The sequence below is a fragment of the Streptosporangium sp. CA-135522 genome (genome assembly GCF_050949235.1).
In the GTDB taxonomy this organism is placed as follows: domain Bacteria; phylum Actinomycetota; class Actinomycetes; order Streptosporangiales; family Streptosporangiaceae; genus Streptosporangium.
In genome coordinates this window covers 6,694,788-6,720,702 of record NZ_CP192026.1, presented here as the reverse complement: position 1 = coordinate 6,720,702, position 25,915 = coordinate 6,694,788, and the positions used below count along the sequence as shown (strand labels likewise).

At 70.0% G+C, this 25,915-nt stretch carries 20 protein-coding genes, 4 tRNA genes and 1 pseudogene; 14 read left to right on the top strand and 11 right to left on the bottom strand.

The genetic code is table 11. From position 1 onward, the window contains the following. Nucleotides 1–221: 221 nt before the first annotated feature. Nucleotides 222–2,348 (top strand): NPCBM/NEW2 domain-containing protein, encoded by a 2,127-nt coding sequence (locus tag ACQPYK_RS32060; RefSeq protein WP_433239114.1) that lies wholly within the window; start codon nt 222–224, stop codon nt 2,346–2,348. 52 nt (nt 2,349–2,400) lie between these two features. Here ACQPYK_RS32060 and ACQPYK_RS32055 read toward each other — a convergent pair whose 3' ends face one another. Next, a complete protein-coding gene (locus ACQPYK_RS32055; protein ID WP_433239111.1) occupies nt 2,401–3,078 on the bottom strand; it encodes a helix-turn-helix domain-containing protein in 678 nt (225 codons plus the stop codon). A gap of 434 nt (nt 3,079–3,512) precedes the next feature. Here ACQPYK_RS32055 and ACQPYK_RS32050 point away from each other — a divergent pair, with 434 nt between their 5' ends. Next, nucleotides 3,513–5,117 carry an acyl-CoA synthetase gene (locus ACQPYK_RS32050; protein ID WP_433239108.1) on the top strand — a complete coding sequence of 535 codons (1,605 nt, stop codon included), beginning with the start codon at nt 3,513–3,515 and terminating at the stop codon, nt 5,115–5,117. Nucleotides 5,118–5,246: 129 nt separating this feature from the next. On the opposite strand, the gene ACQPYK_RS32045 is transcribed toward ACQPYK_RS32050, so the two are convergent. Continuing rightward, a complete protein-coding gene (locus ACQPYK_RS32045; RefSeq protein WP_433239105.1) occupies nt 5,247–6,629 on the bottom strand; it encodes an IS30 family transposase in 1,383 nt (460 codons plus the stop codon). A gap of 332 nt (nt 6,630–6,961) precedes the next feature. On the opposite strand from ACQPYK_RS32045, the gene ACQPYK_RS32040 reads away from it, so the two are divergent. From ACQPYK_RS32040 to ACQPYK_RS32030, 3 genes are all read left to right on the top strand, one after another. After that, on the top strand, nt 6,962–9,106 hold the full coding sequence (locus tag ACQPYK_RS32040) for a SpoIIE family protein phosphatase (RefSeq protein ID WP_433239102.1): 2,145 nt from the start codon (nt 6,962–6,964) through the stop codon (nt 9,104–9,106). A 149-nt stretch (nt 9,107–9,255) separates the two neighbouring features. Beyond that, the gene (locus tag ACQPYK_RS32035) at nt 9,256–10,092 is read left to right on the top strand and encodes a helix-turn-helix domain-containing protein (RefSeq protein WP_433239099.1); all 837 of its coding nucleotides are present in this window, start codon (nt 9,256–9,258) and stop codon (nt 10,090–10,092) included. A 5-nt stretch (nt 10,093–10,097) separates the two neighbouring features. Further along, nucleotides 10,098–10,526 (top strand): VOC family protein, encoded by a 429-nt coding sequence (locus tag ACQPYK_RS32030; RefSeq protein ID WP_433239096.1) that lies wholly within the window; start codon nt 10,098–10,100, stop codon nt 10,524–10,526. 405 nt (nt 10,527–10,931) lie between these two features. Here the strand turns inward: ACQPYK_RS32030 and ACQPYK_RS32025 are convergent. From ACQPYK_RS32025 to ACQPYK_RS32015, 3 genes are all read right to left on the bottom strand, one after another. After that, nucleotides 10,932–11,006: transfer RNA gene (locus tag ACQPYK_RS32025), tRNA-Val, on the bottom strand. Nucleotides 11,007–11,022: 16 nt separating this feature from the next. Then, nucleotides 11,023–11,093: transfer RNA gene (locus tag ACQPYK_RS32020), tRNA-Cys, on the bottom strand. Nucleotides 11,094–11,118: 25 nt separating this feature from the next. Then, a tRNA-Gly gene (locus ACQPYK_RS32015) sits at nt 11,119–11,190 on the bottom strand. A 291-nt stretch (nt 11,191–11,481) separates the two neighbouring features. Between ACQPYK_RS32015 and hutH the strand changes: the two genes are divergently transcribed. Continuing rightward, nucleotides 11,482–13,029: a histidine ammonia-lyase gene (gene hutH / locus ACQPYK_RS32010; protein WP_433239093.1), complete on the top strand. Its 1,548-nt coding sequence runs from the start codon at nt 11,482–11,484 to the stop codon at nt 13,027–13,029. On the opposite strand, the gene ACQPYK_RS32005 is transcribed toward hutH, so the two are convergent. After that, on the bottom strand, nt 13,010–14,218 hold the full coding sequence (locus ACQPYK_RS32005; RefSeq protein WP_433239090.1) for an NAD(P)-binding domain-containing protein: 1,209 nt from the start codon (nt 14,216–14,218) through the stop codon (nt 13,010–13,012). The two genes, hutH and ACQPYK_RS32005, sit on opposite strands and share 20 nt — an antisense overlap. A gap of 73 nt (nt 14,219–14,291) precedes the next feature. Between ACQPYK_RS32005 and ACQPYK_RS32000 the strand changes: the two genes are divergently transcribed. Genes ACQPYK_RS32000 through ACQPYK_RS31990 form a run of 3 tightly spaced genes read left to right on the top strand, consistent with a single transcriptional unit; the run spans nt 14,292 to nt 17,033 of the window. After that, entirely contained in the window at nt 14,292–15,179 is an 888-nt protein-coding gene (locus ACQPYK_RS32000) for a LysR family transcriptional regulator (protein ID WP_433239087.1), read from the top strand. A 4-nt stretch (nt 15,180–15,183) separates the two neighbouring features. Continuing rightward, nucleotides 15,184–16,206 (top strand): chorismate-binding protein, encoded by a 1,023-nt coding sequence (locus ACQPYK_RS31995; protein ID WP_433239084.1) that lies wholly within the window; start codon nt 15,184–15,186, stop codon nt 16,204–16,206. Continuing rightward, on the top strand, nt 16,203–17,033 hold the full coding sequence (locus ACQPYK_RS31990; protein ID WP_433239081.1) for an aminotransferase class IV: 831 nt from the start codon (nt 16,203–16,205) through the stop codon (nt 17,031–17,033). Before ACQPYK_RS31995 ends, ACQPYK_RS31990 begins: the two co-directional genes overlap by 4 nt. 4 nt (nt 17,034–17,037) lie before the next feature. Here ACQPYK_RS31990 and ACQPYK_RS31985 read toward each other — a convergent pair whose 3' ends face one another. After that, nucleotides 17,038–18,453 carry an LVIVD repeat-containing protein gene (locus ACQPYK_RS31985; protein ID WP_433239078.1) on the bottom strand — a complete coding sequence of 472 codons (1,416 nt, stop codon included), beginning with the start codon at nt 18,451–18,453 and terminating at the stop codon, nt 17,038–17,040. Nucleotides 18,454–18,495: 42 nt separating this feature from the next. Between ACQPYK_RS31985 and ACQPYK_RS31980 the strand changes: the two genes are divergently transcribed. Beyond that, nucleotides 18,496–19,128, top strand: coding sequence for a DUF305 domain-containing protein (locus ACQPYK_RS31980; RefSeq protein ID WP_433239075.1), 633 nt, complete (start codon nt 18,496–18,498; stop codon nt 19,126–19,128). Between the two features lie 23 nt (nt 19,129–19,151). Here ACQPYK_RS31980 and ACQPYK_RS31975 read toward each other — a convergent pair whose 3' ends face one another. Continuing rightward, on the bottom strand, nt 19,152–19,568 hold the full coding sequence (locus tag ACQPYK_RS31975) for an SsgA family sporulation/cell division regulator (RefSeq protein WP_012892610.1): 417 nt from the start codon (nt 19,566–19,568) through the stop codon (nt 19,152–19,154). A gap of 458 nt (nt 19,569–20,026) precedes the next feature. Here ACQPYK_RS31975 and ACQPYK_RS31970 point away from each other — a divergent pair. Continuing rightward, nucleotides 20,027–20,098: transfer RNA gene (locus tag ACQPYK_RS31970), tRNA-Val, on the top strand. 859 nt (nt 20,099–20,957) lie between these two features. Here the strand turns inward: ACQPYK_RS31970 and ACQPYK_RS31965 are convergent. After that, nucleotides 20,958–22,097, bottom strand: a complete 1,140-nt coding sequence (locus tag ACQPYK_RS31965; RefSeq protein ID WP_433239071.1) for an FAD-dependent oxidoreductase — start codon at nt 22,095–22,097, stop codon at nt 20,958–20,960. Between the two features lie 96 nt (nt 22,098–22,193). Between ACQPYK_RS31965 and ACQPYK_RS31960 the strand changes: the two genes are divergently transcribed. Further along, complete coding sequence (locus ACQPYK_RS31960) at nt 22,194–22,811, top strand: TetR/AcrR family transcriptional regulator (protein WP_433239068.1); 618 nt, start codon at nt 22,194–22,196, stop codon at nt 22,809–22,811. A gap of 41 nt (nt 22,812–22,852) precedes the next feature. On the opposite strand, the pseudogene ACQPYK_RS31955 reads toward ACQPYK_RS31960, so the two are convergent. Next, nucleotides 22,853–22,972: pseudogene (locus ACQPYK_RS31955) on the bottom strand (DegT/DnrJ/EryC1/StrS family aminotransferase); the annotation flags it as partial. A 13-nt stretch (nt 22,973–22,985) separates the two neighbouring features. Beyond that, nucleotides 22,986–23,798 (bottom strand): helix-turn-helix transcriptional regulator, encoded by an 813-nt coding sequence (locus ACQPYK_RS31950; protein ID WP_433239065.1) that lies wholly within the window; start codon nt 23,796–23,798, stop codon nt 22,986–22,988. A gap of 77 nt (nt 23,799–23,875) precedes the next feature. On the opposite strand from ACQPYK_RS31950, the gene ACQPYK_RS31945 reads away from it, so the two are divergent. Further along, nucleotides 23,876–24,610 carry a dienelactone hydrolase family protein gene (locus ACQPYK_RS31945; protein ID WP_433239062.1) on the top strand — a complete coding sequence of 245 codons (735 nt, stop codon included), beginning with the start codon at nt 23,876–23,878 and terminating at the stop codon, nt 24,608–24,610. A gap of 335 nt (nt 24,611–24,945) precedes the next feature. Further along, nucleotides 24,946–25,872, top strand: coding sequence for a pyridoxamine 5'-phosphate oxidase family protein (locus ACQPYK_RS31940; protein ID WP_433239059.1), 927 nt, complete (start codon nt 24,946–24,948; stop codon nt 25,870–25,872). Nucleotides 25,873–25,915: the final 43 nt, after the last annotated feature.

Genomic DNA, 25,915 nt, shown 5'->3' with positions numbered 1-25,915 from the left:
CTCGCCGTCATAGCACAGCGACCAACATTTTCTCGGGGGAACATTCCCTTTTTTGATGATGTATGTCGAAATTCAGTTTTAATCATGATTGGTATTGCTTGATTACGGTGATTCATGGTCTCTTTTGATAAAAGACCTCCTCGTCTGCATGCACATCGCACCCCCCGTACGGCGTCAGCCGTACCCGCCCGATGCGTCCAGCCGAACAGCGGGAGCACACCATGCGCCGCCTCACCTCAGTCCTGTCCGGGTTGTCCTGCTCAGCTCTCATCACCGCCTCCCTGGTCGTGCCCGCCGTCGTCACGGCGGCGGTCGTGGGCGCCGCGCCCGCCGCGCTGGCCCTCGACAACGGCCTGGCCAGAACGCCGCCCATGGGGTTCAACAACTGGAACTCCACCCACTGCCGCGCCGACTTCAACGAGACGATGGTCAAGGGCATCGCCGACATCTTCGTCGGCAAGGGGCTCAAGGACGCCGGCTACCAGTACGTCAACATCGACGACTGCTGGGCGCTGCCCCAGCGCAACGCCCAGGGCAACCTGGTGCCCGATCCGGTGCGCTTCCCCAACGGGATCAAGGCCGTGGCGGACTACGTGCACGCCAAAGGCCTGAAGTTCGGCCTCTACACCAGCGCCGGCACCAAGACCTGCGACACGCTCGGATTCCCCGGTGGCATCGGTCACGAGCAGCAGGACGCCGCCCTGTTCGCCTCCTGGGGCGTCGACTACCTCAAATACGACAACTGCGGCGACCATCTGGGGCAGAGCGCGCAACAGCGGTACACGGCGATGCGGGACGCGCTGGCGAGCAGTGGCCGCCCGATCCTCTTCAGCATCTGCGAGTGGGGCGCCAACCAGCCGTGGAACTGGGCCCAGAGCGTCGGCAACTCCTGGCGTACCACCGGGGACATCAGCGACAATTGGGCGTCCATGCTCGACATCATGAAGCGCAACCGGGACCTGGCGCCGTACGCGCGGCCGGGCGCGTGGAACGACCCGGACATGCTGGAGGTCGGCAACGGCGGGATGACCGACACCGAATACCGCACCCACTTCAGCACCTGGGCCATCATGGCGGCCCCCCTGCTGATCGGCACCGACCTGCGCACCGCCTCCCAGGCGACGTTCGACATCCTCAAGAACACTGACGTGATCGCGGTCAACCAGGATCCGCTCGGCAGGCAGGCGACGGTGGTCAAGAGCGACAACGGGCTCACGGTCCTCGCCAAGACGCTCAGCAACGGCGATCGCGCGGTCGCCCTGGTCAACGAGACCTCCTCGGCCAAGACCATCGCCACCACCGTCACCGAGGCGGGCATGGGAGGCGCGTCCGCCTACTCGCTGAAGGACCTCTGGTCCAAGGCGGTGACCTCCACCACCGGGGCGATCAGCGCGAGCGTACCGGGGCACGGCACCGTGATGCTCCGGGTGACGCCGAGCGGCCTGATACCGCCCCCCACCGGCCTGTCACAGCTCGGCGACCTGCCCTGGACCTCGGCGAGCAACGGCTGGGGACCGGCCGAGCGCAACCTCAGCAACGGTGAGCAGGCCGCCGGGGACGGCCGCACCCTCACGATCCAGAACGTGCCGTACGCCAAGGGACTGGGCGTCCACGCCGGCAGTGAGATCACCTATCACCTCGGCGGGAAGTGTCGCGCGGTGACGGTCGCGGTCGGAGTGGACGACGAGGTCGGCGCGAACGGGTCGGTGGTCTTCCAGATCTTCCGCGACGGGGTCAAGATCGCCGACAGCGGCCGGATGACGGGCGCCGACGCGGCGCGGCGGCTGAACGCCGACGTCACGGGAGGAACCACGCTGCGCCTGGTCGTCACCGACGCGGGCGACGACATCCGCTACGACCACGCCGACTGGACCGACGCCCGTCTTTCCTGTGGTGACGGCCCTCCGGCCGGCACGACACAGCTCAGCGACCTGCCGTGGAGCAGCGCCGTGAACGGCTGGGGGCCGGTGGAGCGCGACCGGAGCAACGGCGAGCAGGCCGCTGGAGACGGCCGTACGCTGACCGTCGGGGGCGTCACGTTCGCCAAGGGACTGGGCGTCCACGCCGCCGGCGAGATCGAGTACTTCCTCGGTGGAGAGTGCTCGTCGGTGCAGGCCAAGGTGGGGTTGGACGACGAGGTCGGCACGGTGGGGGCGGTGGTGTTCCAGCTCTACCTGGACGGTGTCAAGGTCGCCGACAGCGGGCTCATGACGGTCAACGACCCCGCCAGGACGCTGACCGCGAACCTCACCGGCGGCCTCGGCCTGCGCCTGGTCGTCACCGACGGCGGTAACGGTGTCGACTACGACCACGCGGACTGGGCCGATCCGAAGATCACCTGCACCTAGGGCGATCACCCGCGCCCAGGAGGGCGCCCATACCCGGCGGGCCCGTCTCGGGTCACGCCGGGGCGTGGCGGATGCGGCGGCCGGTGACCTCGGTGGGAGCGATGCGGATGTAGAGCCTGCGCTCACCGCCCGCCCACGGTTCGACGTCCGCGCCCGCCACGGCCGCCTGCTCCTCCTCGGCGGAGATGTGATGGGCGGGGCCCCGGACGAGCACGCTCCAGCCCTCCCTGCCGGGGTCGTCGATGCGGTCGACCTCGAAGGCGATCTTGAACTCGACCCCCTCGACGCCGGTGCGCAGGTCGTCGTCGAGGGGGCCGCCGAACGCGGTGCGCAGCAGCACGGCCCCGTCGTGGATCACGTAGTTGACCGGCATCACCACCGGCCCGGTGGGGTTGACGAAGGCCACCCTTCCCACGCCGCCCGGTGAGATGAGCCTCATGCACTCCTCGGCGTCCAGCTTCTCCAGCCGCGGTCGCGTGCCCGCGGGACCTCGTCCCGGGGGCACGTCCACGGTGCCGCCGAGGAGCTCGTCGCTGCTGGTGCCCAGGGCGGCGGCCAGCTGGTTGACGGTGCTCACGCCGGGCGCGGCGGCGTTCTCCTCCAGGTATCCGAGGTAGCCGGGGTCGATCCTGGCCCGTTCGGCCAGCTGCTCTCGGGTCATTCCGAGAGACCTGCGTCGATGCGCCACCCGGCGACCCAGGTCGCCCGGGGCCGAGATGTGTTCGGTCATGGCATCCCCCTGCTCGCGGACCCGAGGTGACGACGCCGTGCAAGGGGCGGCACGGCGCCCGTGCCACCCGGCGGAGGCCCTCGGCGACGGCGTCCCCCGGACGCCTCGTGGTCGTGGAAGCCGCGATCCCCGCTTCCACGGACGCGATCGGGACGGCACGCGCTCCGACGGCGAATCCGGTCCCGCTTCCGCACACCTCCGTACCCGGCGGACCGGCAGATCACTCCGCCGTCAGGGCCGCCGGGCATCCCGCGCGGCGGCGGGCCGTGGCGGGCCATGACGGGCGGCGGCGGGCGACGGCGGGCGACGCTCCGTGACCTCGCGCCGACGGCCGGAGAAGCCGAGCCCGCCGTACGGAGCCCCTCCCCGGGAAGGGTGAATGTCACTACGCTTACCAGAAGTTTTATCTGTTGTAGTCATTTCTGGAGAAGCCCATGACTTTTGCCGGAGCCCCGGAGCGGGCGGATGTCGCGCTTGCCCGCCGCCACTCGCTGGCCGACCTGCTTCGCCGATCCGCCCGGCGTCACCCCGGCCGGCCGGCGGTGTCGGACGGCGTGAGCGCCCGGACCTACGCCCAGCTCGACGAGGACGCCGGCAGGATCGCCAACGCGCTCATCGAAAGGGGAGTGGGCGTCGGCGATCGGGTCGCGGTGCTCTCGCGCAACAGCGTCGAGTACGTTCAGACGATCTTCGCGGTCGCCCGCGCGGGCGCGGTCCTGGTGCCGGTCAACTTCATGCTGCGGGGCGAGGAGGTCGGCTACGTCCTCGGTCACTCCTCGGCTGTCGCCCTGCTCGTGCAGGACGCGCTCCTGCCGGTCGCGGAAGAGGCGATCAAGGCGACGGACCACCTGCGGACGCGGATCGTGTACGGCGAGGCGGTGGAGGGCTGGGAGGCGTTTTCCACCCTGCTGGACCACGCGGACCCCGGTGAGCCCGCGGTGCCCATCGCCCCGGACGATCCGGCCCAGATCCTCTACACCTCGGGTACCGAGTCGCGTCCCAAGGGGGCGGTCCTGTCCCACGCCGCGCTGATCGCCCAGTACGGCAGTTGCGTCATCGACGGAGGCATGGACCGCGACGACATCGAACTGCACTCGATGCCGCTGTTCCACTGCGCGCAGCAGCACTGTTTCCTGGTGCCCGACATCCAGCTCGGAGCCTCCAGCGTCATCCTGCCCGGGCCCGACCCGGCCGCGGTGCTCGCCGCCATCGAAACCCACCGGGTGACCAAGTTCTTCGCGCCGCCGACGGTGTGGATCGGCATGCTGCGCCACCCGGACTTCGAAAGGCGCGACCTCTCCTCGCTGCGCAAGGGCTACTACGGGGCGGCGATCATGCCCGTGGAGGTGCTCAAGGAGATCGGTGAGCGGCTGCCGGGGGTGCGGCTATGGAACTTCTACGGCCAGACGGAGATGGCACCCGTCGCCGTCATGCTCCAGCCGGAGGACCAGATCCGCAAGGCCGGATCCGCGGGTCAGGCCGCCCTGAACGTGGAGACCCGGGTGGTGGACGCGGAAGGCCGGGACGTCCCCACGGGCGAGATCGGGGAGATCGTCCATCGCAGCCCGCACGCCATCCTCGAATACCTCGACGACCCGGGCAAGACCGCCGAGGCGTTTCGCGGCGGCTGGTTCCACTCCGGCGATCTGGGGACGATGGACGCGGAGGGCTACCTCACGGTCGTCGACCGGATCAAGGACATGATCAAGACCGGTGGGGAGAACGTCGCCAGTCGAGAGGTCGAAGAAGCGATCTACGAGCACCCCGCCGTCGCCGAGGTGGCGGTCGTCGGGCTCAGCCATCCGAGCTGGATCGAGGCGGTCGTCGCGATCGTGGTGACCAAGGCCGGTGCGGCCGTCACCGAGGAGGAGCTGCGGGCACACGTCCGTGAACGGCTGGCGCCGTTCAAGGTGCCCAAGGCGTTCGCGTTCGTCGAGGCGCTCCCGAAGAATCCCAGCGGCAAGATCCTCAAGCGTGAGCTCCGGGAGCGTCACGGCGGGCTCGCGGATCGGATCGCCGACGCGGGCGCAGGACGCTGACCCGGCGCCGAGACCGCACCCGTCATCCGGGCGGTGCCTCCCGGTAGTCCGGATGACGCGATCACTCGCATGGCGACGCCCCTGTGCCGCCCATCGGCGGATTCTAGGGATCCTCGCAACACCTGCCACTTACGTGGCTGTCAGTAGATCACGCAGGCGCTCGGCTGGGGTTCCCCAGCCGAGCGTTTTGCGTGGTCGGCCGTTGAGTTGTTGGGCGACGTGTTCGAGATCTGCGGGGCTGTGCACGGACAGGTCGGTGCCTTTGGGGAAGTACTGGCGCAGTAAGCCGTTGACGTTCTCGTTCGATCCACGCTGCCAGGGCGAGTGGGGGTCGCAGAAGTAGACCGGCACGCCTGTGGCCACGGTGAACTGCTTGTGCGCGGCCATCTCGCAACCCTGGTCCCAGGTCAGCGAGCCGCGCAGGTGCTCGGGCAGGGTCTGGATCAGAGGCACCAGCACGTCGCGGACCTCCTCGGCGGTGTGTCCGCCGGGCAGATGTCCGAGCAGGACGTAGCGGGTGGAGCGCTCGACCAGGGTCACGATCGCACTCTCGCTTCGGGGACCGACGATCAGATCGCCTTCCCAGTGGCCCGGAACCGCCCGGTCCTCGACCTCCGGTGGCCGCTCGGAGATCATCACCATCTCGTCGACGAAGCGGCGAGTGCGCTGCTGAGGAGTCTTGCGCGGCTTGCGGCGGGTGCGCCCGGTGCGCAACGCGTCAGCGACCTGGCGGCGCAGTCCGCCACGGGCCTGGACATAGATCGCCTGGTAGATCGTCTCCGGACTCACCCGCATGCTCTCGTTGCCGGGGAACTCGATGACCACAGCGTGACAGATCTGCTCTGGGGACCAGCGTTCGCGCAGCTTGTCCTCAACGTATCGACGCAGCGGACCGTCTGCGGTGAGCTTCGAGGCCTTGGGCCGCAGCCGGCTCTCGGCCCAGGCCCTCTGGGCCCGGTGCGGCTGGTAGACGCCGTCGACCGCCCGAGCGTCGATCTCCCGCTTGATCGTGGACGCCGGTCGGCCCAGAGCTCGTCCGATAGCCCGCAGCGAGTCGCCGGCCCGGTGCATGTCAGCGATCGTCTCCCGCTCGGTCACGTTCAGGAACCGAGGGTGCAGCCGCGCGTCGACCGCCGCGAGGGACGGCTTGGTTGCACTGGCGCTGATGGTGATCACACCGGTCTTATAGTCGATCAGGCGGCCATCAGCGTGCAGTCGCGAATGGCCGATCTGCCGGATGCCCTGGTCCCAGTCCTGGGCGGTGCGCTCGTGGACGCCGACCTGCGCGGCGGCATCGCGGCGTCGGACTCCGGCCGCACGCAGCCGCTCGTACTCCGCCCGGCCCGGATGTCCGGACGCGCCGGGCTTGCCACGACCACGTACACCGGCCCGACGGGCCCACCCGAACGCCGTATTGCGGTTCACCCCGGCTGCAAGAGCAGCAGCGGTGACGCTGCCGTCCTCCCGGTCCAGTGCCTCGAAGAACCTCGCCTTCAGCACCTCAAAACCCATGATCCCCGCAGCTCCCTGACTTCAGGGTGTTGCGGGGATCATTAGAACCCAAGCATCGCTCGCATGGGGGCATCGTCCATATGGCGATGTCCATAAGGTTCGCCGGGATCGGTGCCCTTTGCCCGAAGGTGTTGGCAAAGCTCCTGGTCGGCGAGGGTATCGTCCATACATGTGCATGAGGTCGTGTCGAGCGACGGGGCGGGAGCCGATGCCTGCCGGGTCTGTCCCCGGCGAAGGAGCCGGCGTGCGGCTCCCCGGCGGGAGAGCCGGTGCGCGGCGGCGGGGTGATCTGATCGGCCCGTGGCCGCGGGCCGGGAAATGAGGGGCTGACCGTGGTGGGACGACTCCTCCCTCCGGACGGCGGGCCCGAGGAGCCCGGCGGGGACGGTCCCGACACGCTGGCCGAGGGCATCGGCGCCATGCTGGCGGAGGTCGGCGCCCACGCGGGCGCGATCTACCGCCTGACTCCTGACCGCCGAGTGCTGGAACTGGTGGTGATGGAGGGGCTGACGCGGGAGTTCGTCCGGCCGTGGGAGCGGGTGAGCCTGACCGCCCCCGCTCCGGTGGCCGACGCGTTCCGGGAGAGGCGGCTGGTGTGGGTGGGGGGCGAGGAGGAGATGGTGCGCCGCTACCCGGGCATCGCGCTCGCCCTGCCCTACGAGTTCTGCCTGGCCGCGATGCCGCTGGTCACCGCCACGGCCGCCTACGGGGCGATGTTCGTGGTCTGGCCCGGCTCCCACGCGTCGCGGCTGTCCTCCGGCGAGCGCGCTCGTCTCAGGTCCGCCGCCGGGGGCCTGGCGCGGACTCTTGAGGAGATCGTCCGGACCGGCCGCCTGGGCCGGACGGATCAGGAGCCGCTCGTGCTCGTCCCGCCCAGCGCAGGGCAGACCGAAGAGGTGGAGGCGATGATGGCGCGCCTGCCGGAGGGCCTCTGCACCCTGGACAATCACGGCCGCCTCACCTTCATCAGTCCCCGGGGGGCCGCACTGATCGGTGAGTCGCCACGGCGGCTGGTCGGCGCGCAGCCGTGGACGGTGCTGCCCTGGCTGAACGACCCGGTGTACGAGGACCGCTACCGCGGAGCGATGATCAGCCAGCAGCCGACCTCGTTCGTGGCGCTGCGCCCTCCGGACCGGTGGCTGTCCTTCGATCTCTACCCGTCCGTCTCCGGCATCACCGTGCGCATCACCCCTGCTCCGGTGGAGCCGCAGGATGTTCCGGAGCTCACGCCGACGGTCGATCCGGCGATGCCCACCCGGGTGGGGGCCATCTATCACGTGCTGCATCTGGCGAGCGCGTTGACCGAGGTCGCCGGCGTGCAGGACGTGGTGAACCTGGTCGCCGACCACATGATGCCGGCCTTCGGCGGGCAGGCCATGGCCCTGCTGACGGCCGAGGACGGCAGGCTGAGCGTCGTCGGCCACCGCGGCTACCAGCCCGACGTCACCAAGCATTACGAACGCCTGCCGCTGACCTCGCCCACCCCGAGCGTGCGGACGATGATCGCCGGCGTGCCCAGCTTCTTCGAGTCCAGCGAGGATCTGGACCAGATCTACCCCCTGGCCGTCGCCCCGGACGACGGAATGGCGGCCTGGGCGTTCGTGCCGCTGATCGCTTCGGGCCGGCCCATCGGCACCTGGATCCTCGCCTTCTCCCGGCCCCATCGCTTCACCGTCGAGGAACGCGCCGTGCTGACCTCCCTCGGCGGCCTGCTCGCCCAGGCGCTGGAACGCGCGCGTCTCTACGACACCAAGCTGGAGCTCGCCCACGGCCTGCAGGAAGGCCTGCTGCCCCACGCCCTGCCCCGTCTGCCCGGTCTGACGGCGGCCGCCCGCTACCTGCCCGGAACCGAGGGCATGGACATCGGGGGAGACTTCTACGACGTCATCCGGCTCACCGACGAAACCGTCGCCGCCATCGTCGGCGACGTCCAGGGACACAACGTCACCGCCGCGGCCCTCATGGGCCAGCTGCGCACCGCGGTGCGCGCCTACACCACGGCCGGCGCCGATCCCGGTGAGGTCCTGGCCCGTACCAACCACCTGCTGACCGACCTGGACCCCGGCCTGTTCGCCACGTGCGTCTACGCCCATCTCGACCTGCGTCATCACGTGGCGTGCCTGACCCGCGCCGGCCATCCCCAGCCTCTCCTGCGCAGTCCCGACGGCGACGTGCAGGTGCTGGACGTGGCCGGCGGCCTGATGCTGGGCGTCGATCCGGAGGCCGAATACCCGCGTACGGAGATCCCCCTGCGGGCCGGCTCCACCCTGGCCCTCTACACCGACGGTCTTATCGAGACACCCGGGGTCGACCTCGACGACGCCCTGGCCGAGCTCGGCTCGGTGCTGGCAGACACGGGAGGCCAGCACCTGGACGACGTGGCCGACGCATTGATCCGGTACGCCCAGCAGACCAGCCATCGCAGTGACGACATCGCCCTGCTCCTGCTGCGCCTGACCGCCGGTCTCGGCCCCTGATCCCCGCTCCGATCCCCGCTCCGTGAACGGACGGGGCTCCATGTCCGGCGGGCTCGGCGGCCGGCCTCGGCCGGCCCCGCACGGGAGGCGGCGTCGTCGCAGAAACGCTCCGGCGCGCCGGTTCGGCACCGGGGCCGTAATCTGTGCGGATGGAGGAGGTGTCGGAGTACGGCCGGTCCAGGCCCGCGCCGGTGCTGCGCCGTTTCGTGTCCGGATACACCGGCTACCGCCTGGTCGGCCCGCCCGGTCTGCACCAGGGCCTGCCCTCGGCGCATCTGACGCTCGTCGTGTGCCTGTCCGGTACGGTCGACGTGGTCTCGATGCCCGATCGGACCCGCCCGCCGGTCTCCCTCTCCTCGATGGTGGCCGGGCTGCACGACGCCCCGGCCGTGCTCTCGCACGACGGCCATCAGTACGGCGTGCAGCTCGATCTGACCTGGCGGGGTGCCCGGGCGCTGCTGGGCGCGCCGGCCGGGGAGTTCGCGGGCGACGTGGTCGACCTGAGGTCCCTGCTCGGCCGCCGCGCCGAGGAACTGGCCGCCCGGCTGGCCGGCGCGCCGGGCTGGCGGCAGCGGTTCGGGGTGCTCGACCATGTCCTGGCCGGGCTCATCGACGACCGCCACGCCGAGCCGCCCGCGGAGGTGGCCCAGGCGTGGTGGCGGCTGGAGAAGACGGGCGGGCGACTGCCGGTCGGTGAGCTGGCCCGGGAGCTGGGATGGAGCCGGCGCCACCTCGGAGAGCGGTTTCGCCGCGAGGTCGGCCTGCCGCCGAAAACCGCGGCCCGGGTGATCCGCTTCGAGCGGGTCTGCCGGCGGCTGCGGTCCGCGGCCCGCCCGCCGCTGGCCGAAGTGGCGGTCGAATGCGGCTACTTCGACCAGGCCCACCTGGCCCGGGAGTTTCGCGATCTGGCCGGCATCACCGCGACCCGATGGCTGGCGGAGCTCCCATCCGTCCAAGACCACGGCTCGCAGCGGGAGCCAGGATGAGCTCCATGACACAGATCATCGGTGCCGAAGGCACATCCCCTTCCAATCCCTCCGCGAACCCCTCGGTCTGGCCCTGTCTGACCTATCGGGACGTACGGACCGCGATCGATTTCCTCGTCGGTGCGTTCGGCTTCGTCGAACGGGCCTGTTACGGCGAGGGCGGGACCGTTCACCACGCCGAGCTCGGCTGGCCGGCCGGCAGCGGCGGGATCATGCTCGGTTCGGCCGACGGGGGTGACGAGTGCGCCCGGCCGGTCGGCGGCGGTTCGATCTACGTGGTGGTCGACGAGCCCGACGTCCTGTTCGCCCGGGCCACCGCCGCCGGTGCCCGGGTCGTGCGGAGCGTCAAGGACGAGGACTACGGCGGTCGCGGCTTCAGCGTGCTCGACCCCTGGAACAACCTGTGGAGCTTCGGCAGCTATCCGGGAGCGTGAACTCGCCGGTGACGGCCGCCCCGGGCCGACCCCGTCCCCTGTCATTCGTAGCCTGCTGGATCGGTGACAACCAGAAATTTATGGATAAATCAGCTTTTTCGGTCTGATTCACGGACCTGTAGCGCGAGTATGGCTTTGATCAGCAAAATCCCGAGACGAGGGAAATACGCGGTGTCAAGAAAAAGATCCTAAAATGCTCCGCAGGTTTCCGCTGTTTCCGGATGCCGATCAACGATCAGTGGCGCGTCCCGCATCGTCTTCGAGGCGTGACCACAGTGTTCCGGGCGTCATCGGAGGGTGTCCGAAACCGCGTCCGTGAACGGGACCCCGGCGAAAAACCAGAGGCCGCCAAGGTCTCCGAGCTGGGATTTTGGCGGCCGTTCGACCCATAGGCGACATGGATGGTGGTGGACGATACAGGGATTGAACCTGTGACCTCTTCCGTGTCAGGGAAGCGCTCTCCCGCTGAGCTAATCGTCCTCGCATGAAACACAAGAGGTGGAGACGGGATTTGAACCCGTGTACACGGCTTTGCAGGCCGTTGCCTCGCCTCTCGGCCACTCCACCGGAGTGAGAGCCCGAAGGCCCTTCGAGCGGAAGACGGGATTCGAACCCGCGACCCTCACCTTGGCAAGGTGATGCTCTACCACTGAGCCACTTCCGCGTGTTTTCGCCGGGCTCGGCCCGGTCTCACGCGTAGAACTCTAGCGAATACTCGCCGACTCCCCAAACCGGAGCGTGTCCGCTCCTCCGGCGTCCCGGGCGATCCCGGCCATGATCCCGGCCGCGGGCCCGGCGATCGGCGGTGGAGTCCGTCCCGGCCACGGCCGGAGCGGACCTCGTGGCGGGGCGGTGAGGAGGTGACGGAACGGGGCAGGAGGAACATAGCGGCGATCTCCCCCTGTAAGGGGCTAACATCGCATACGCCAGTTACCTAGTGCGAGAGAGTGACGCCATGCGCGACAACGAGGTCGTGAACATCGGGCCGGAGCCGCTGAGCTTCGAAGAGGTCGTCAGGGTGGCCCGCCACGGCGCCCCGGTGCGTCTCACCGACGACGCCGTGGCGGCCATGGCCGCGGCCCGCACCCGGGTGGACGAGCTGGCCGAGAGCCCCACCCCCGCTTACGGGGTGTCGACCGGCTTCGGGGCGCTGGCCACCCGGCACATCGACCCCTCCCTCCGGGCCCAGCTGCAGCGCTCCCTGGTCCGGTCGCACGCCGCCGGCTCCGGCCCCGAGGTGGAGACCGAGGTGACCCGGGCGCTGATGCTGCTGCGTCTGCACACCCTGGCGACCGGTCACACCGGCGTGCGCCCGAAGACCGCCAAGGTGCTCCAGGACCTGCTCAACGCGTCGATCACCCCCGTGGTGCACGAGTACGGCAGCCTCGGCTGCTCGGGCGACCTCGCACCGCTCTCCCACGTCGCCCTCACGATCATGGGGGAGGGCGTCGTCCGGGACGCCTCCGGGGAGCGCGTGGACGCCGCCGAGGCGCTCAAGCAGGCGGGCATCGAGCCTGTCGAGCTCGCCGCCAAGGAGGGGCTCGCGCTGATCAACGGCACCGACGGCATGCTGGGCATGCTGATCCTGGCCATGGACGACCTCGACCGCCTGTTCAAGACCGCCGACATCGGCGCGGCCATGAGCGTGGAGGCGCTGCTCGGCACCGACCGCGTCTTCGCCGCGGACCTGCAGGCCCTGCGCCCGCACCCGGGCCAGGCCGTCAGCGCGGCCAACCTCCGGGCCCTGCTGGCCGGCTCCGAGATCATGGACTCCCACCGGGACGGCACCTGCACCCGCGTCCAGGACGCCTACTCGCTGCGCTGTGCCCCGCAGGTCGCCGGGGCGGCCCGCGACACCCTCGCTCACGCCGCCGCGGTCGCCGCGCGGGAACTCGCCTCCGCGATCGACAACCCGGTGGTCCTCGCCGACGGCCGGGTGGAGTCCAACGGCAACTTCCACGGCGCTCCCGTGGGCTACGTGCTCGACTTCCTGGCCATCGCGGTCGCGGACATGGCCGGCATCTCCGAGCGCCGCACCGACCGCATGCTCGACGTGGCCCGCAGCCACGGCCTGCCCGCCTTCCTCGCCGACGACCCCGGCGTCGACTCCGGGCACATGATCGCCCAGTACACCCAGGCCGCGATCGTCTCCGAGCTCAAGCGCCTGGCCGTGCCCGCCAGCGTCGACTCCATCCCGAGCTCCGCCATGCAAGAGGACCACGTCTCCATGGGCTGGTCCGCCGCCCGCAAGCTGCGCCGCTCGGTGGACGGTCTCACCCGGGTGCTCGCGGTGGAGATCCTCACCGCGGCCCGGGCGCTCGACCTGCGCGCGCCGCACCGGCCCGCCCCCGCGACCGGGGCCGTGGTCACCGCCCTGCGTCAGACGGTCTCCGGCCCCGGCCCGGACCGCTTCCTCGCCCCGGAGATCGAGGCGGTCGTCCGGCTCGTCGCCGACAACACGGTCGTCGCCGCCGCGGAGTCGGTCACCGGCTCCCTGGGATAGCCGCGATCACCTCCACCTCGAGCATCACCCCCGGATGGAACAGCCGTGACACCTCCACGGTCGTGCTGGCCGGGGGTTCGCCGGTGAAGTAACGACTGCGGACCTCCCCGTACTCCTGCAGCAGCGACATGTCGGTCACATGCGTCCGGATGTGGGTCACGTCGTCGAACGTGCAGCCCTGGTCGGCGAGGATGCGCGCCAGCAGCTCCATCACATACTCCGACTGGCGCCCCATGTCCCCCTCGCCGACCACCCGTCCGTCGGCGTCCAGGGCCACCTGGCCGGAGACGAACAGCAGGTCCGCGGTCCTGGTGGCGTGGGAGTAATACCCGTTGGTCGCCGGGACCGACGCCGGATTCAGCTTCCGCACGCCGGTACGGCGGGCGGTGCCGACGTGCCCGAAGACGGCCGTCAGGTCTTCGCCGCCCAGCCCGGCGGCGGCCGCCTCCAGGAGCCTGTCCCTGGCCGCGGCCGCGAGCGTCTGCGTCTCGTGCGAGGCCAGCACCAGATCCTTGGCCGCCAGGCCGAGGGCGTAGCGCGTCTCGGGCGGGCCGTTCTCCACGGCGGGGCGCAGCCGTTCGACGAGCGTTCCCAGCGGGGTCTCGCCGAGCACGTCCAGCAGCGCCGCCGTGTCCACCCCGTTGGCCTCGCCGTAGGCGACGGTTTCGGCGAGCAGCACCTGGGCGGGCACCAGGGCGCTCATCACGGCCAGCTTCATCGCGGCCCCCGAACCCGGCCCGCCGACCTCCCGGACCCGGCCGAACACCTCGAGCACCCTCCGGCAGCGCGCCAGATCCTCCGGCCGCCCGCCGGCCAGCACCGTCAGCGTGCCCTCCCGCGCGGGCTGCACGCTGCCCAGCACCGGCGCGTCCACCAGGCCCACCTGCGAGGGGAGTCTGCCACGGAGCTCTGCCACCGCCTCCGGCCCGATCGTGGACATCTCCACGACCAGTGCCCCGGATCCCAGCCCGGGTGCCGCGTCCGCGAGCACCCGCTTGACCGCGGCGGGGTCGCTGAGCATTGTGACGACCACCTCCGCATCCGCCACGGCCTCGGCGGGGGACGCCGCGGTCACGGCCCCCTCGATCGTGCGGGGCGTGCGGTTCCACACCGTCACCTTGTGCCCGGCCTCCACCAGCCGCCGCGCCATGAGGGCGCCCATATGTCCCAGTCCAAGAAAAGCGATCATGGGATCCACGATAGGAGCGGCCAAGGTATTCCACCAGCGACTAGATTTCATGCTAGCCATGCCAAGGAGGAATGTGTTCGACACCGACGCGCTGCGCCTGCTCGACGCGGTCGCCCGCACCGGCTCCTTCACCGGAGCGGCGGCGCAGCTCAACTACACCCAGTCCGCGATCTCCCGGCGCATCGCCTCTCTCGAACAACAGGCGGGAGGGCCGTTGTTCGACCGGCTCGCGCGGGGAGTACGGCTGACGCCCGCCGGCGAGGCGCTCCACCAGCACGCGCTGGTCGTGCTGAACCGGCTGGCCAGGGCAGCCGAGGAGCTGGCCGGCATCCACGGCGGCTACCGCGGGAGCCTGCGCGTCGGCGCCTTCGCCACCGCCAACGTCGCGTTGGTCCCGAGCGCCCTGCGAGCCTTCCGGCGGCGCTTCCCCGAGGTCGCCCTCACCCCCGTCGAGGGGCCCAGCGGCGGCCTGCTGCGCCGGCTGCGTGAGGGGGGCCTGGACGTCGCCGTGGTCAGCGACTATCCCTCCGGCCTGCCCTACGACGAGGAGGTGGAGATCGTGGAGCTGGTGCGGGACGAGCTGCTGGTCGTGCTGCCCGGCGACCACCGGCTGGCGGGGCGGGAGACGGTCGACCTGCGCGAGTTGCGAGAGGAGACCTGGATCGAGGCGCCCCCGCCCGGCGGGACGACCATGCTCGAACAGGCGTGCGCCCGCGCCGGGTTCACGCCCCGTGCCACGATCAGGATCGCCGAGTGGACCGGCAAGTTCGGGTTCGTCGCGGCCGGGCTCGGCATCACGCTGGTGCCCGCGATCGCCGCGCGGGCCGTGCCCCCCGAGCTCGTGCTCGGCTCCCTCGGTGAATTCGCCCCGTACCGGACCGTCCACGCCGCCCTGCCGGGCACACCCCTGCCCGCGGCTCGCACGCTGGTGCACCTGCTGTCCGAAGCGGCGAGACAATAGCGGGGTGTACGACTCATTTGCCCATGTAGGGGGCCGTTTGGCCACCCGGCTCCGTGACGTCACCACCGACCTGGCCGCACTCGACGGCGAGGGCTGGTGGGCCGTCGTGGTCGACTACGAGGGCAAGGTCACGTGCGCCAGATTCGCCGACGTCCGGCCCGCGCCGCTGCCCGGACCCCGGGGACCCTGGCGCGGCCCGCACCCGTCGTCGTGGCGCAGCTCGCTGGATCAGGCCGCCTATGAGGACGGCGTACGCCGCATCCGCGCCCACATCGAGCGGGGCGAGGTCTACCAGGCCAACCTGTGCCGGGTGCTGACCGCGCCGCTGCCCGGCGACCCGGATCCGGCGGCGCTGGCCGTACGGCTGGCCGAGGGCAACCCCGCCCCCTACGCCGCCACGGTGTGCCTGCCCGGGGTCAGCGTGGTGTCGGCCTCCCCGGAGCTCTACCTCTCCAGAGACGGCGATGTGATCGAGTCCAAGCCGATCAAGGGCACCGGGGTGGTCGCCGACGACCTGCTGGAGAAGGACTACGCGGAGAACGTGATGATCGTCGACCTGGTCCGCAACGACCTGGGCAGGGTCGCCGAGGTCGGCTCGGTGCGCGTGCCCGCGCTGTGCGAGGTGGAGGAGCATCCCGGCCTGGTGCATCTGGTCTCCACGGTCCGGGCCCGGCTCGCGCCGGAATTCGGCTGGCCGGAGCTGTTCTCGGCGACCTTTCCTCCCGGCTCGGTGACCGGTGCCCCGAAATCCTCTGCCCTGCGCATCATCAATGAGCTCGAACCCGAGCCGCGCGGGCCGTACTGTGGAACCGTGGGCTGGGTCGACGCGGACCGGCGCCGAGCGTCGCTGGCCGTGGGCATCCGCACATTCTGGCTCTCGTCCGGCGAGATCCACTTCGGCACGGGCGCGGGCATAACCTGGGGCAGCGATCCGCAGCGTGAGTGGCGCGAGACCGAGTTGAAGGCCTCCCGGCTCATCGCGCTCGCTTCCACGTCAGGTTCAGCAGGTTCAGGAGGAGTCGTATGAACGTTCCCGTATGGGTCAACGGGGAACTCATCAGCCCGGAGCAGGCCACCGTCTCGGTGTTCGACCACGGCCTGATGGTCGGGGACGGGGTTTTCGAGACCATCAAGTGCGTCGACGGTGTCTCGTTCGCGCTCACCCGCCACCTCGACCGGCTCCGGCTCTCGGCCCAGCGCATGGACCTGCCCGAGCCGGACGTCGAGGCCATCGCCGCCGGTGTGCGGGCCTGCCTGGCCGAGGCGCCCCCGTGGCGGCTCGGCCGCATCCGCATCACCTACACCAGCGGCCCCGGCCCGCTCGGCTCCGACCGCGGGGACAAGGGCTGCACCAGCGTGGTGATCGTCGACGAGCAGCAGCCGTTCCCGGCCACCGCCGACGTCACCGTCGTGCCCTGGCCGCGCAACGAGCGAGGCGCGCTCGCCGGGGTGAAGAGCACCTCCTACGGCGACAACGCCAAGGCCCTCTTCTACGCCAAGGCCAGGGGCGGGGGAGAGGCGATCTTCGGCAACCTCGCCGGAAACCTGTGCGAGGGCACCGGCAGCAACATCTTCATCGTGCGCGACGGCCGTCTGCTCACCCCCACGCTCGCCTCCGGCTGCCTGGCCGGGGTCACCAGGGCGCTCACGCTGGAGTGGTGCGGCGGCGCCGAGGAGGACGTCCCGCTGTCGGCCCTCTACGAGGCCGACGAGGCGTTCCTGACCTCCACCACCCGCGACATCCAGCCGATCCGCGCGGTCGACCAGACCGTGCTGCCGGTCGCGCCGGGCCCGATCACGGCCAAGGCGATGCGGGTCTTCGCCGAGCGGAGCGCCGCCGACCTCGACCCGTGAGGCGTCACTCCGGATAGGACACCTGGGTCTGGGCGTTCAGCTCCTTGAGCACGACCTTCTCGGCCGCGTCGGTCAGCGGATCGTCGATGCGGAGCACGTCCAGACCCCTGGTGATGTCACTGGAGTAGATATGGCCGTTGTAGTAGTAGGCCGACCACGAGCCGCCCACTCCCTCGACGGGGCCGCGCTCGAAGAAGCCGATCTCGCGAGGGTGGTCGGCGTCGGTGAAGTCCCAGATCGACACTCCGCCCTGATACCACGCCTGGACCATGATGTCCCGGCCCGGAACCGGCAGCAGCGAGCCGTTGTGCGCGACGCAGTTCTCGTCGGGCTGCTGCTTCCTGGGAATCTTGAAGTAGCCGCGGAGACGGAGCACGCGGTCCCGGGTCAGGTCGTACACGGCGTCCGCCCCGTGGTTCTTCGGCGTCTCGTCGTCACAGGTGGCGCTGACGCCCCCGCCCAGCTCGTCGCCGAAGACCACCTTGGTCGCCGCGTTGTTGAACGTCGCCGAGTGCCAGATCGAGAAGTTCTCCTCGTCACGCACGCGCTGGAGCACCTTGGGGTGGACCCTGTCGGAGATGTCCATCAGCAGTCCGTCGCCGAAGCAGGCGGCGGCGGCCAGGTCCTTCTCCGGGTAGGCCGTGATGTCGTGGCAGCCGCCGAGGCCCTCCTCACCCTCCCCCTCGGAGAGCACCGGCTCCGAGACCACCTTGGCCCCGGCCGGGTCGGCGGTGGGCACTTCGACCACGGAAATCTTGTTGTGCGGGGCCGGGCAGGTCTTCGATTCGGGCTCCGGACCGGGGGAGGAGACATAGAGGTAGACCTTTTCCCCGCCGTCCCCTCCGCCCCCGCTTTCGCCCGGGATCAGGGTGTGGGTGTGGGAGCCGCAGTCGGTGCTGACCGCCGAGACGAACCGGGGGTGGGCCTTGTCGGTGACGTCGAAGATCCGGATGCCCTCCCAGGCTCCGCCCTGCCCACTCGATCCGGCCTCGCACGTCGGACCGCCGCGCGGCGAGTCGACCGACAGGAAGAGCAGGTTCCCGTGCACCGAGACGTCGTTCTGCTCGCCGGGGCAGGACACCCGGCTGATCGCCCTGGGTCTGGCGGGATCGGACACGTCGAAGACGCTGAAGCCGTCATAGTTGCCGACGAACACGTGGTCACCCTGGAAGGCCAGGTCGGTGCCCCAGGACTGGGGGCCGTCGAGCGGCGCCTGCGGCGGCACGTTGGCCATGAGTGTGACGTTGGCGCTGTGCGTGGCGTCTCCCGAGGTCGTGACGTCCGCCGAACCGGCGCCTGAGCCGGCCTCCGGGCCGCCGGCCGAGGCGGAGACGGCCGGAGGGGCCGCCGATCCGGCTCCCGCGCCGCATCCGGTCGCAAGGAGCAGAGCCGCCAGGCCGAATGCCACGCTCGATCGCACGGTGTCCCCATCACTCGATTAACTTGCCCCATTATTGGGGGTATGCGGGGAATGCGATGGCGTTACGGGGTGATTGTTGCGATCTCGGCGACATCGGTCCTCGCCGCCTGCGGGACGGGCGGAACCGAGGAGCGCACCCCGCTGGTCGCGGGCACCGGCGCACCGGTGATCGTCCCGGGCGGCCCGGGTGACGCCGGCCGTACGGCGAGGCCCGGCGAGCGCCTCGGCGTGTCCGAGGCACGGGTGACGGCGGCCGACGTGCGGTTCGCCGAGGGCATGATCCCGCATCACCTGCAGGCGCTGGAGATGGCGGCGCTGGTCGCGTCACGGTCGCCGTCGGCGGCGCTGCGGGCGCTGGCCGACAGGATCGCCGCCGCACAACGGCCCGAGATCGCGGCCATGACCTCATGGCTGGAGTCGGCGGGCCGGCATTCCGGCCGGCACGGCGGCCACACGGTCACCTCCGAGCAGATGAACCGGCTCGGGCAGGCCAGGGGAGCGGCTTTCGACCGGCTCTTCCTGACCCTGATGATCGCCCATCACGAGGAGGCGATGACCATGGCCAGGCAACAGCTCGCGTCAGGTGCGGATCGGGCCATGCTGGCCACCGCGAAGGACGTCCTGTCAGGGCAGGGCGTCGAGATCGCCCGGATGCGGAAGCTGCTCAGGGGCTGAGCGTCCGCTCCGGGCCTCGGGGGTCAGGAGCTCCAGAGCATGTTGCTCAGCTCGGCGTCGAGGTCCATGAAGTCGGTCTCGCGACCGGCGGGGACCAGCTCGTACGTGCGGTGCAGGAACTCCGTGAGCGGAGCCAGCGGCACCTCGAACAGGGCCTGTCCGAACGGTGACGTGAGACTGATGTGCAGGGTGCGCTCGCCATCGGCGCGCGCCGGCCACACCTGGACGTCTCCGTCGCCAACTCGCCGCACGATGCCGACTGTCAGCAGTTCGCGGGCAAAGATCCACTCGACCGGTTCGTCGTTCCCCACATGGAAGGCCATTCTGATCGCGTAAGGATCATCGGCCGTGTAGCTGAGTCCGGCGAGCAGGGGGACGGTGGTACGGTCGGGGACCACAAGCCGAAGGCCAAGCTCGGCAGAGACGGTGGCGCTGTTCATCGTCAGCCAAACCTTTTTCGTCGTCGGTCCCCTCTTCGGGGCTTTCACTGCTCTGGCGGACTTTGTCCCGAGCTATGACGCGGAACAAAGAAACCTGTAGGAAAGATTCCGCCTCCAGGCCCTTCTGTAACACACATCACAGCGCGACATTTGGGCATCTACCTGGCTAAACATCGCCAACAGGGCCGTATTTACAAGGGTTTTGCGTATCGTTTTGGTCACCGTCGACTCCCCGGCAGGGGCGACTCGGGCGATAGAGGTCCAGCTTGGGTCGTTCGGTGCTTCTGCGGATCAGGACGATGCTATGACACCGTAGCCCCCCGCCGGACGCATCCCCAGCCCTTTGCCTCATGGCCGTGTCGCCTCTCATGATCGTCTCTGGCCCCGGTGTCGCTTCGCCAGCGGTCTCGGATTGCGGTATGGTTTTCCACGTCGGCACCGCGAGGAGCCGACAGGGCGGGCGATTAGCTCAGCGGGAGAGCGCTTCGTTCACACCGAAGAGGTCACTGGTTCGATCCCAGTATCGCCCACAGCAGTAAGACGCAGGTGAGAGCCCGGAGGTTGCCAAAAATCTCCGGGCTCTTTGCCTTCCCGGGACGGTTGATGTCCGGTTCTGGCAGTAGATCTTGAAAACTCCTCCCAACGATACGGTTCGTCTCGCCTGCATCGCGCCCTCGCATCGGCCGACAGCGAACTCCGGCCCGTCGCCCGGCCCGCGCCAGCCGAAGATTCTTCGGCTGAGGGATCCGCGACACCGCACTGTCCCGATACGGCTGTAGCCGCCGATCCGGTAGAGGCACCGCCGACCGTCGAGGGATGCCTGCCTCCGCCCATTGGAGCTCCAACTCGGCTCGCTCCATGAGCGCGGTCTCCCACCGCCTCTGAAGCGCGTCCACGGTCCATGTGTCCGGGGTCGGCTGATGCGGTACTCCATCCACGCTCGACACGCCGCGGTGGTCCGCTCCCGCTGTGCCCGCAGATGCGGTGGGCCGATCTGCCCCATGCGCACGGCGAAAAGTGTCCGGACGGCGGCCGGCGTGGTGACGGCGTCGGCAGGATCCGAGCCCCGCGCGGGCACCCGGGAGGCGACCTGCTCGCCCGCGCCTACGGAGCGAATCCGGATCAGCTCGGTTTGAGGCGTCGGTGCGTGTGCGGGTACGGAGACCTTCGGTACGGTCACCCCGAGGCCCATCCCAGGTGGACGCCGGTCCTGCTGCCAGGAGTTGAGCTGATGACCACAGCCAGTGGACTGCCCGCCGTCCGAGAGTCGCTACACCTGGCTCTGCTGGACGCGCCGTACGGCAGCCCGGTGGTGATGGAACTCGCCGGTTCGAATCCGGCCGAGAGCGCTACCTGCTCCACATGCTCTGTGCGTGGGGCCACGCGGGCTCAGGACGTTCGGGCCACGGGCAGTTGTCCGGGATCGTGGTCGTACAGCCAGCCGGTGGCCTTCTCGTAGAAGCGGTTGAAGAAGAACGGCATCATGATCTCTCGGAGCCGCGCCGCTATGGGTCCCGCCGTTTTGGCGTCTCGGTTGGCGGCCGCCGTCTTGGCCAGCTTGCCCGTACGGTCATGGCGCATCCGGTCGAAGGCGGCCAGGGCCGCGGGGACGGCTTCGGCCGCCGCGAGTTGACGGGCGAGTGCGACGGCGTCCTCGATCGCCATCGAGGCTCCCTGCCCGGCGCCGACCGGATGGGCCGCATCGCCGACCAGCACCGTGCGGTCATCATGGCGACGTGTCACCGGGGGGAGCACGTGCAGCAAGGTGGAAGCGGTCACCGCCGAGGAAGCGCGGAGTACGGCGAGCGGTGTCTTCTCGGTCCGAAACAGCTCGGTCAGCTTCGCCGGGCCGACGGCGGTCAGGTCCAGCGGCGGATCGGCTGCGGCGACCTGAGCGGACCACCACACGGTGCCGTCGGGGGCGGGTAGGTAGATGAAGGCCCCACGTCGTGCGAAGACCATGTTGAAGCCCTGCGGCCGTTCACCGGGCAGGCGGACGGGCCCGTCGGTGGTGCCGGAGATCGAGTACAGGCCCGCGTAACGAGGCTCGGGAGCCGCGGGGTTCAGCGCCCGGCGGGTGGCCGACCAGATCCCATCCGCTCCCACGACGAGATCGGCGCCGGCGGTCAGCGGATCGCGTGAATCGCCGGAGATTCGTCTGCCGACGAGGATCCGGGCGCCGGCTCGCGTCGCTCCCTCCCGAAGAACCCTGACCAGGTCGGCGCGCATCAGTGTCACACTGCGCAGCGGATCGCCGGACCGTCGCCCGCGGGGTACGTCGCCCAGCGGCTGATCCCTCCCGGACCACATGTGCTGCCTCTCCACCGGGAAACCCGCCCGCTGAACCGCATGCAAACAACCAAGCGCGTCCAGGGCGCGCAGTCCGTTGACCGACAGGCTGACGAACGACCCGACCGTCCCGGCGGGATCCTCATACGCCTCATAGACCGTGACCTGAGCCCCGAGCCGTGCCAGCGCGATCGCGCTCGCCGACCCGGCGACCCCGCCGCCCACCACCACTACCTGCACGAAGAACCCTCCTGAATCAAATTGACCGAATCTAAATTCAGTGAAATCGCGTTCAGTATGCTGATGCAGTGACGACAACGTCAAGACGGAGGTCCTGTGGGAGTACGTAAGGCGAGGGCGGCGGAGACCGAGGCGGCGCTGAAAGACGCCGCACTGCGGCAGTTCGTGGAGCGCGGCTACCTGAACACAAAGATCACGGACATCACGGCCGCGGCCAGCCGGGCCACGGGCTCCTTTTACGACCACTTCGCGAGCAAGGATGACCTGCTCCAAGCACTGCTCGTCGACCTGCACGGCAAAGCGCACGACCGATTCGCCCAGGAGGATCACCCACCACACGACCTGACGGACCGAGACCAGCTCCGCGAGCATCTGGCGGTGGCCTGGCACCTGATGCGCGACAACCGGCCCATCATGATCGCCCTGTTCGAACAGGCGATGGCTGCGGGTCCCAGCGCAGGCCGGCTCTGGCGGCGCCTGATCGAGGACACCCAGGTGCTCCGCGAGCACCTGGAACACCTGCGAGAGACGGGGCACTCCCTCCCAGGCGACCCGGAACTGGTCGCGGCAGCGATGGGCGGGATGCTGTCGATGCTCGCCTACGCACTGCTCGGCGACGACCCGGACTCCGGCCGCTCCGACGATGAGGTGATCGACACCCTCACCCGGCTCCTGCTACACGGCCTCGCCGGTCCGGGCTCCACGTCGGCATGACCGGAAGACGGCACGGCCGAGCGGGCATCCCTCCCACGGCGTCACCGGCCGGTATCTACGCGCGGCCGCCCGTCGCGGCTGGCGTGCAGTGCATGGGCTGCATCCTCGATCAACAGAAGCCCGTGATCGTCGGCCGGCTTGCGGAAGGCGCGCAGGTCGCAGGGGTGCCCGCCGTCAGCAGCCGACCGCGCCTGCCGCCGAGTAGGTGATCAGGGTCTGGTCGGGGTCGTCTGCGAGTTGCAGCACGACGTGGCTGTAGTCGAGCGGCCCGAGCCTCGGATGGCGAAGCCTCTTCGATCCGCTGCCCACTGCCATGACGTCATGCCGCGGCCACCACTGCCGGACCTCCTCGCTGTCCCCCTTCAACTCCTCGATCAGGGCCTCGAAGCCGGGATCGTCCGGGTGCCTGGCCGCCGCGAGCCGGAACCGGCCGAGCATGGCCCGGGCCTCCGGTTCCCATTGGAGATACACCGTTCGGGCGCGCGGCGCGGTGAACATCCAGCGCACGAGGTTGCGCTCGCCGTCGGGCAGCGCGTCCCAGTCGGCGAACAGCTCCCGCGCGGCGGGGTTGGAGGCCAGCACGTCCCAGCGGCGTCCCTTGACGATCGTCGGGAACGGCTCGAGTCGCTGCACCAGGGCGACCACTTCGGGATCGATCCACTCCGCCGGTGTCGCGGCGGTACCAGCGCCGGGCCCGTCCTCGCCGCCGCGGGCCAGCACCCGCAGGTACTGCCGTTCTGCGCCGGACATCCGCAGCGCGTCGGCCAGGGCGTCCAGCACCTGGGTCGAGGGCCGCACAGGTCGGCCCTGCTCGAGGAACGTGTAGTACGTAACGGACATGTTGGCCAGCAGTGCGACCTCCTCGCGGCGCAGTCCCGCCGTGCGCCGGCGGCTTCCGGCGGGCAGGCCGACATCGCTGGGACGCAGGCGCTCGCGCCGGGACCGGAGCAACTGGCCCAGGGCCTGCAGATCACCGGTTGCTGTCATACGGCGCAGCCTAGTCATGCCGATACCAGTAACAAGCTGCTCTGGTTACCAGTTTCAGTCTCGCCCATGCTGGACCCATGACGATCACCGCGGAAACCATCACCATCTCCGTGCCCGACGGCACCACCTTGCCCGCCTACCTGGTCCGCCCGGTCGGCCGCGTCGCCCCGGTCGCGGTGCTCGTGGCGCACGAGCTCTTCGCGGTGAATCCCGACATCCGGGGCGTGGCCGATGCCTTGGCGCAGGCCGGGTACCTGGCCCTCGCGCCGGAGTTCTACCACCGGCACGCCGAACCCGGCCGCTGGCTCGAACGCACTGACTCCGGGCGCCGAGAAGGATTCGCCCTCCTGCACCAGTTGCGCCGCAACGAGGCCCTGGCCGACGTGGACACCTGCCTGGGTTGGCTAAGCGCGCAGCCGGACATTCAGCAGACCGCAATGATCGGATTCAGCGCCGGCGGCCACCTGGCCTACCTGGCAGCCTGCCGACTTCCGATCAGCCACACCGCCGTGCTGTACGGCGGCTGGCTGCCCACCACCGATATCCCGATGAGCCAACCCACCCCCACGCTGGACCTGACCCCTGGGATCAGCGGCCGATTGCTCTACCTGGTCGGCGAGGACGACGCACTGATCGACGCGGGCCAGCGCGGCCAGATCCGCGCCGCACTGGAGCAGGCCGACGTCGAGCACGAAATGGTCACCTACCCCGACGTCGCTCACGCATTCTTCTGGCCCGGCACGTCGGCCTTCGACCAGAAGGCCCGAGACGACGCCTGGACCCGGATCCTGAGCCTGCTCGCCGCCTCTTGAGACTCCCTCAGGACGAGCTACACCCAACAACGACAGCGGCCTCATGATCACGTCTGTGATCATGAGGCCGCTGCTTTTCGATCTACTTCGCCAACGGCGTCCCCGCGCTCGTCGTCGATGGCGCAGTACCGGAGAGCGGCGGTCGGGCCTGACACCGACCTCCGCTGGCACGGCCGACAGGGCGATCCTTGAGGTCGCCTGCCATCAGGCTGGGCTCGACCCGCGCTGCGCCGAGCCCATGCGGCTCGCTGAGAACGGAGCCGGGCTCCGTCGCGCGCTGGGGGAGGGCCTCCAACGGGCTTGCGGGAGAGGCGACATTGGTTAGGTTCTCTGCCATGCAGATCCTTGATCCCGTCCTCCACCCGACGATGGACGCCTTCCGCACGTGCGAGTTCACCACCCTGGGCCGTGACGGCACCCCGCTCACCTGGCCGACCGCGTTCCACCGTCGCCAGGACGGGACGCTGCTGGTGACCACCTCTCTGGCTTTCGCGCAAAAGGCGCTGAACGTGCGCCGGGACGGCCGGGTCGCGCTGCTCCTGTCCGACCCGACCGGCAGTGGCCTCACTGATCCGCCGCAGATCCTGATCACCGGTACGGCGGTCTGCCCCGAGGAGATCGTCACCGGCCCGGCAGGTGAGGAGGCGTACTGGACCATGCTCTTCGAACGCCAGCCGGACAGCCGGAAATACGTGGGCGCGCCTGCCCGCTGGTTGATGGACTGGTACTACATGCGGCTTCTCATCACCGTGATCCCCACCCAGGTCCGCACCCAGCCGCCCTTGTCGCGGCTCCCCCTTACCGAAGGCCCTTCCGCGCCCGGCTCTCTCTTGGGAGCGGCTCTCCTGGCCGCCTTTCCCACCGCCGTCCTGGGCGCCCGCGACGCCGCAGGCGCGCCCTTGCTCATGCGCACCCGCGTCACCCCCACCCCGGAGGGCTACGCCGTGGACGTCCCGAGCGGCTACCCGGTGGCTCCGGGACCCGCCAGCCTTCTCGTCCACCGGCATGACGAACGCCTCGCCGCAATGCACAACGCCCTGGTACGGGGAGAGCTCCATCCGAGCGGTGACGGCTGGCTCTTCGTCCCCACCAAGGTCGTCGAACCCGCCGGTTCCGGGCGCCCGCGCGATGTGATCCGCACCCTGCGGAGCGCGCGGAGAGCCACCCGGTCCTACCTCGACCGTCGCGGTCTGCCCCGCCCTCAGGTCCAATGGCCCGAGTTCAAGTCCCTCGCGGCGGCGGCGTCCCGTACGACCCCCTGATCGGGAGCGGCGCCCGCCGCTAGAACCCCGCCCTGAAGGGCCG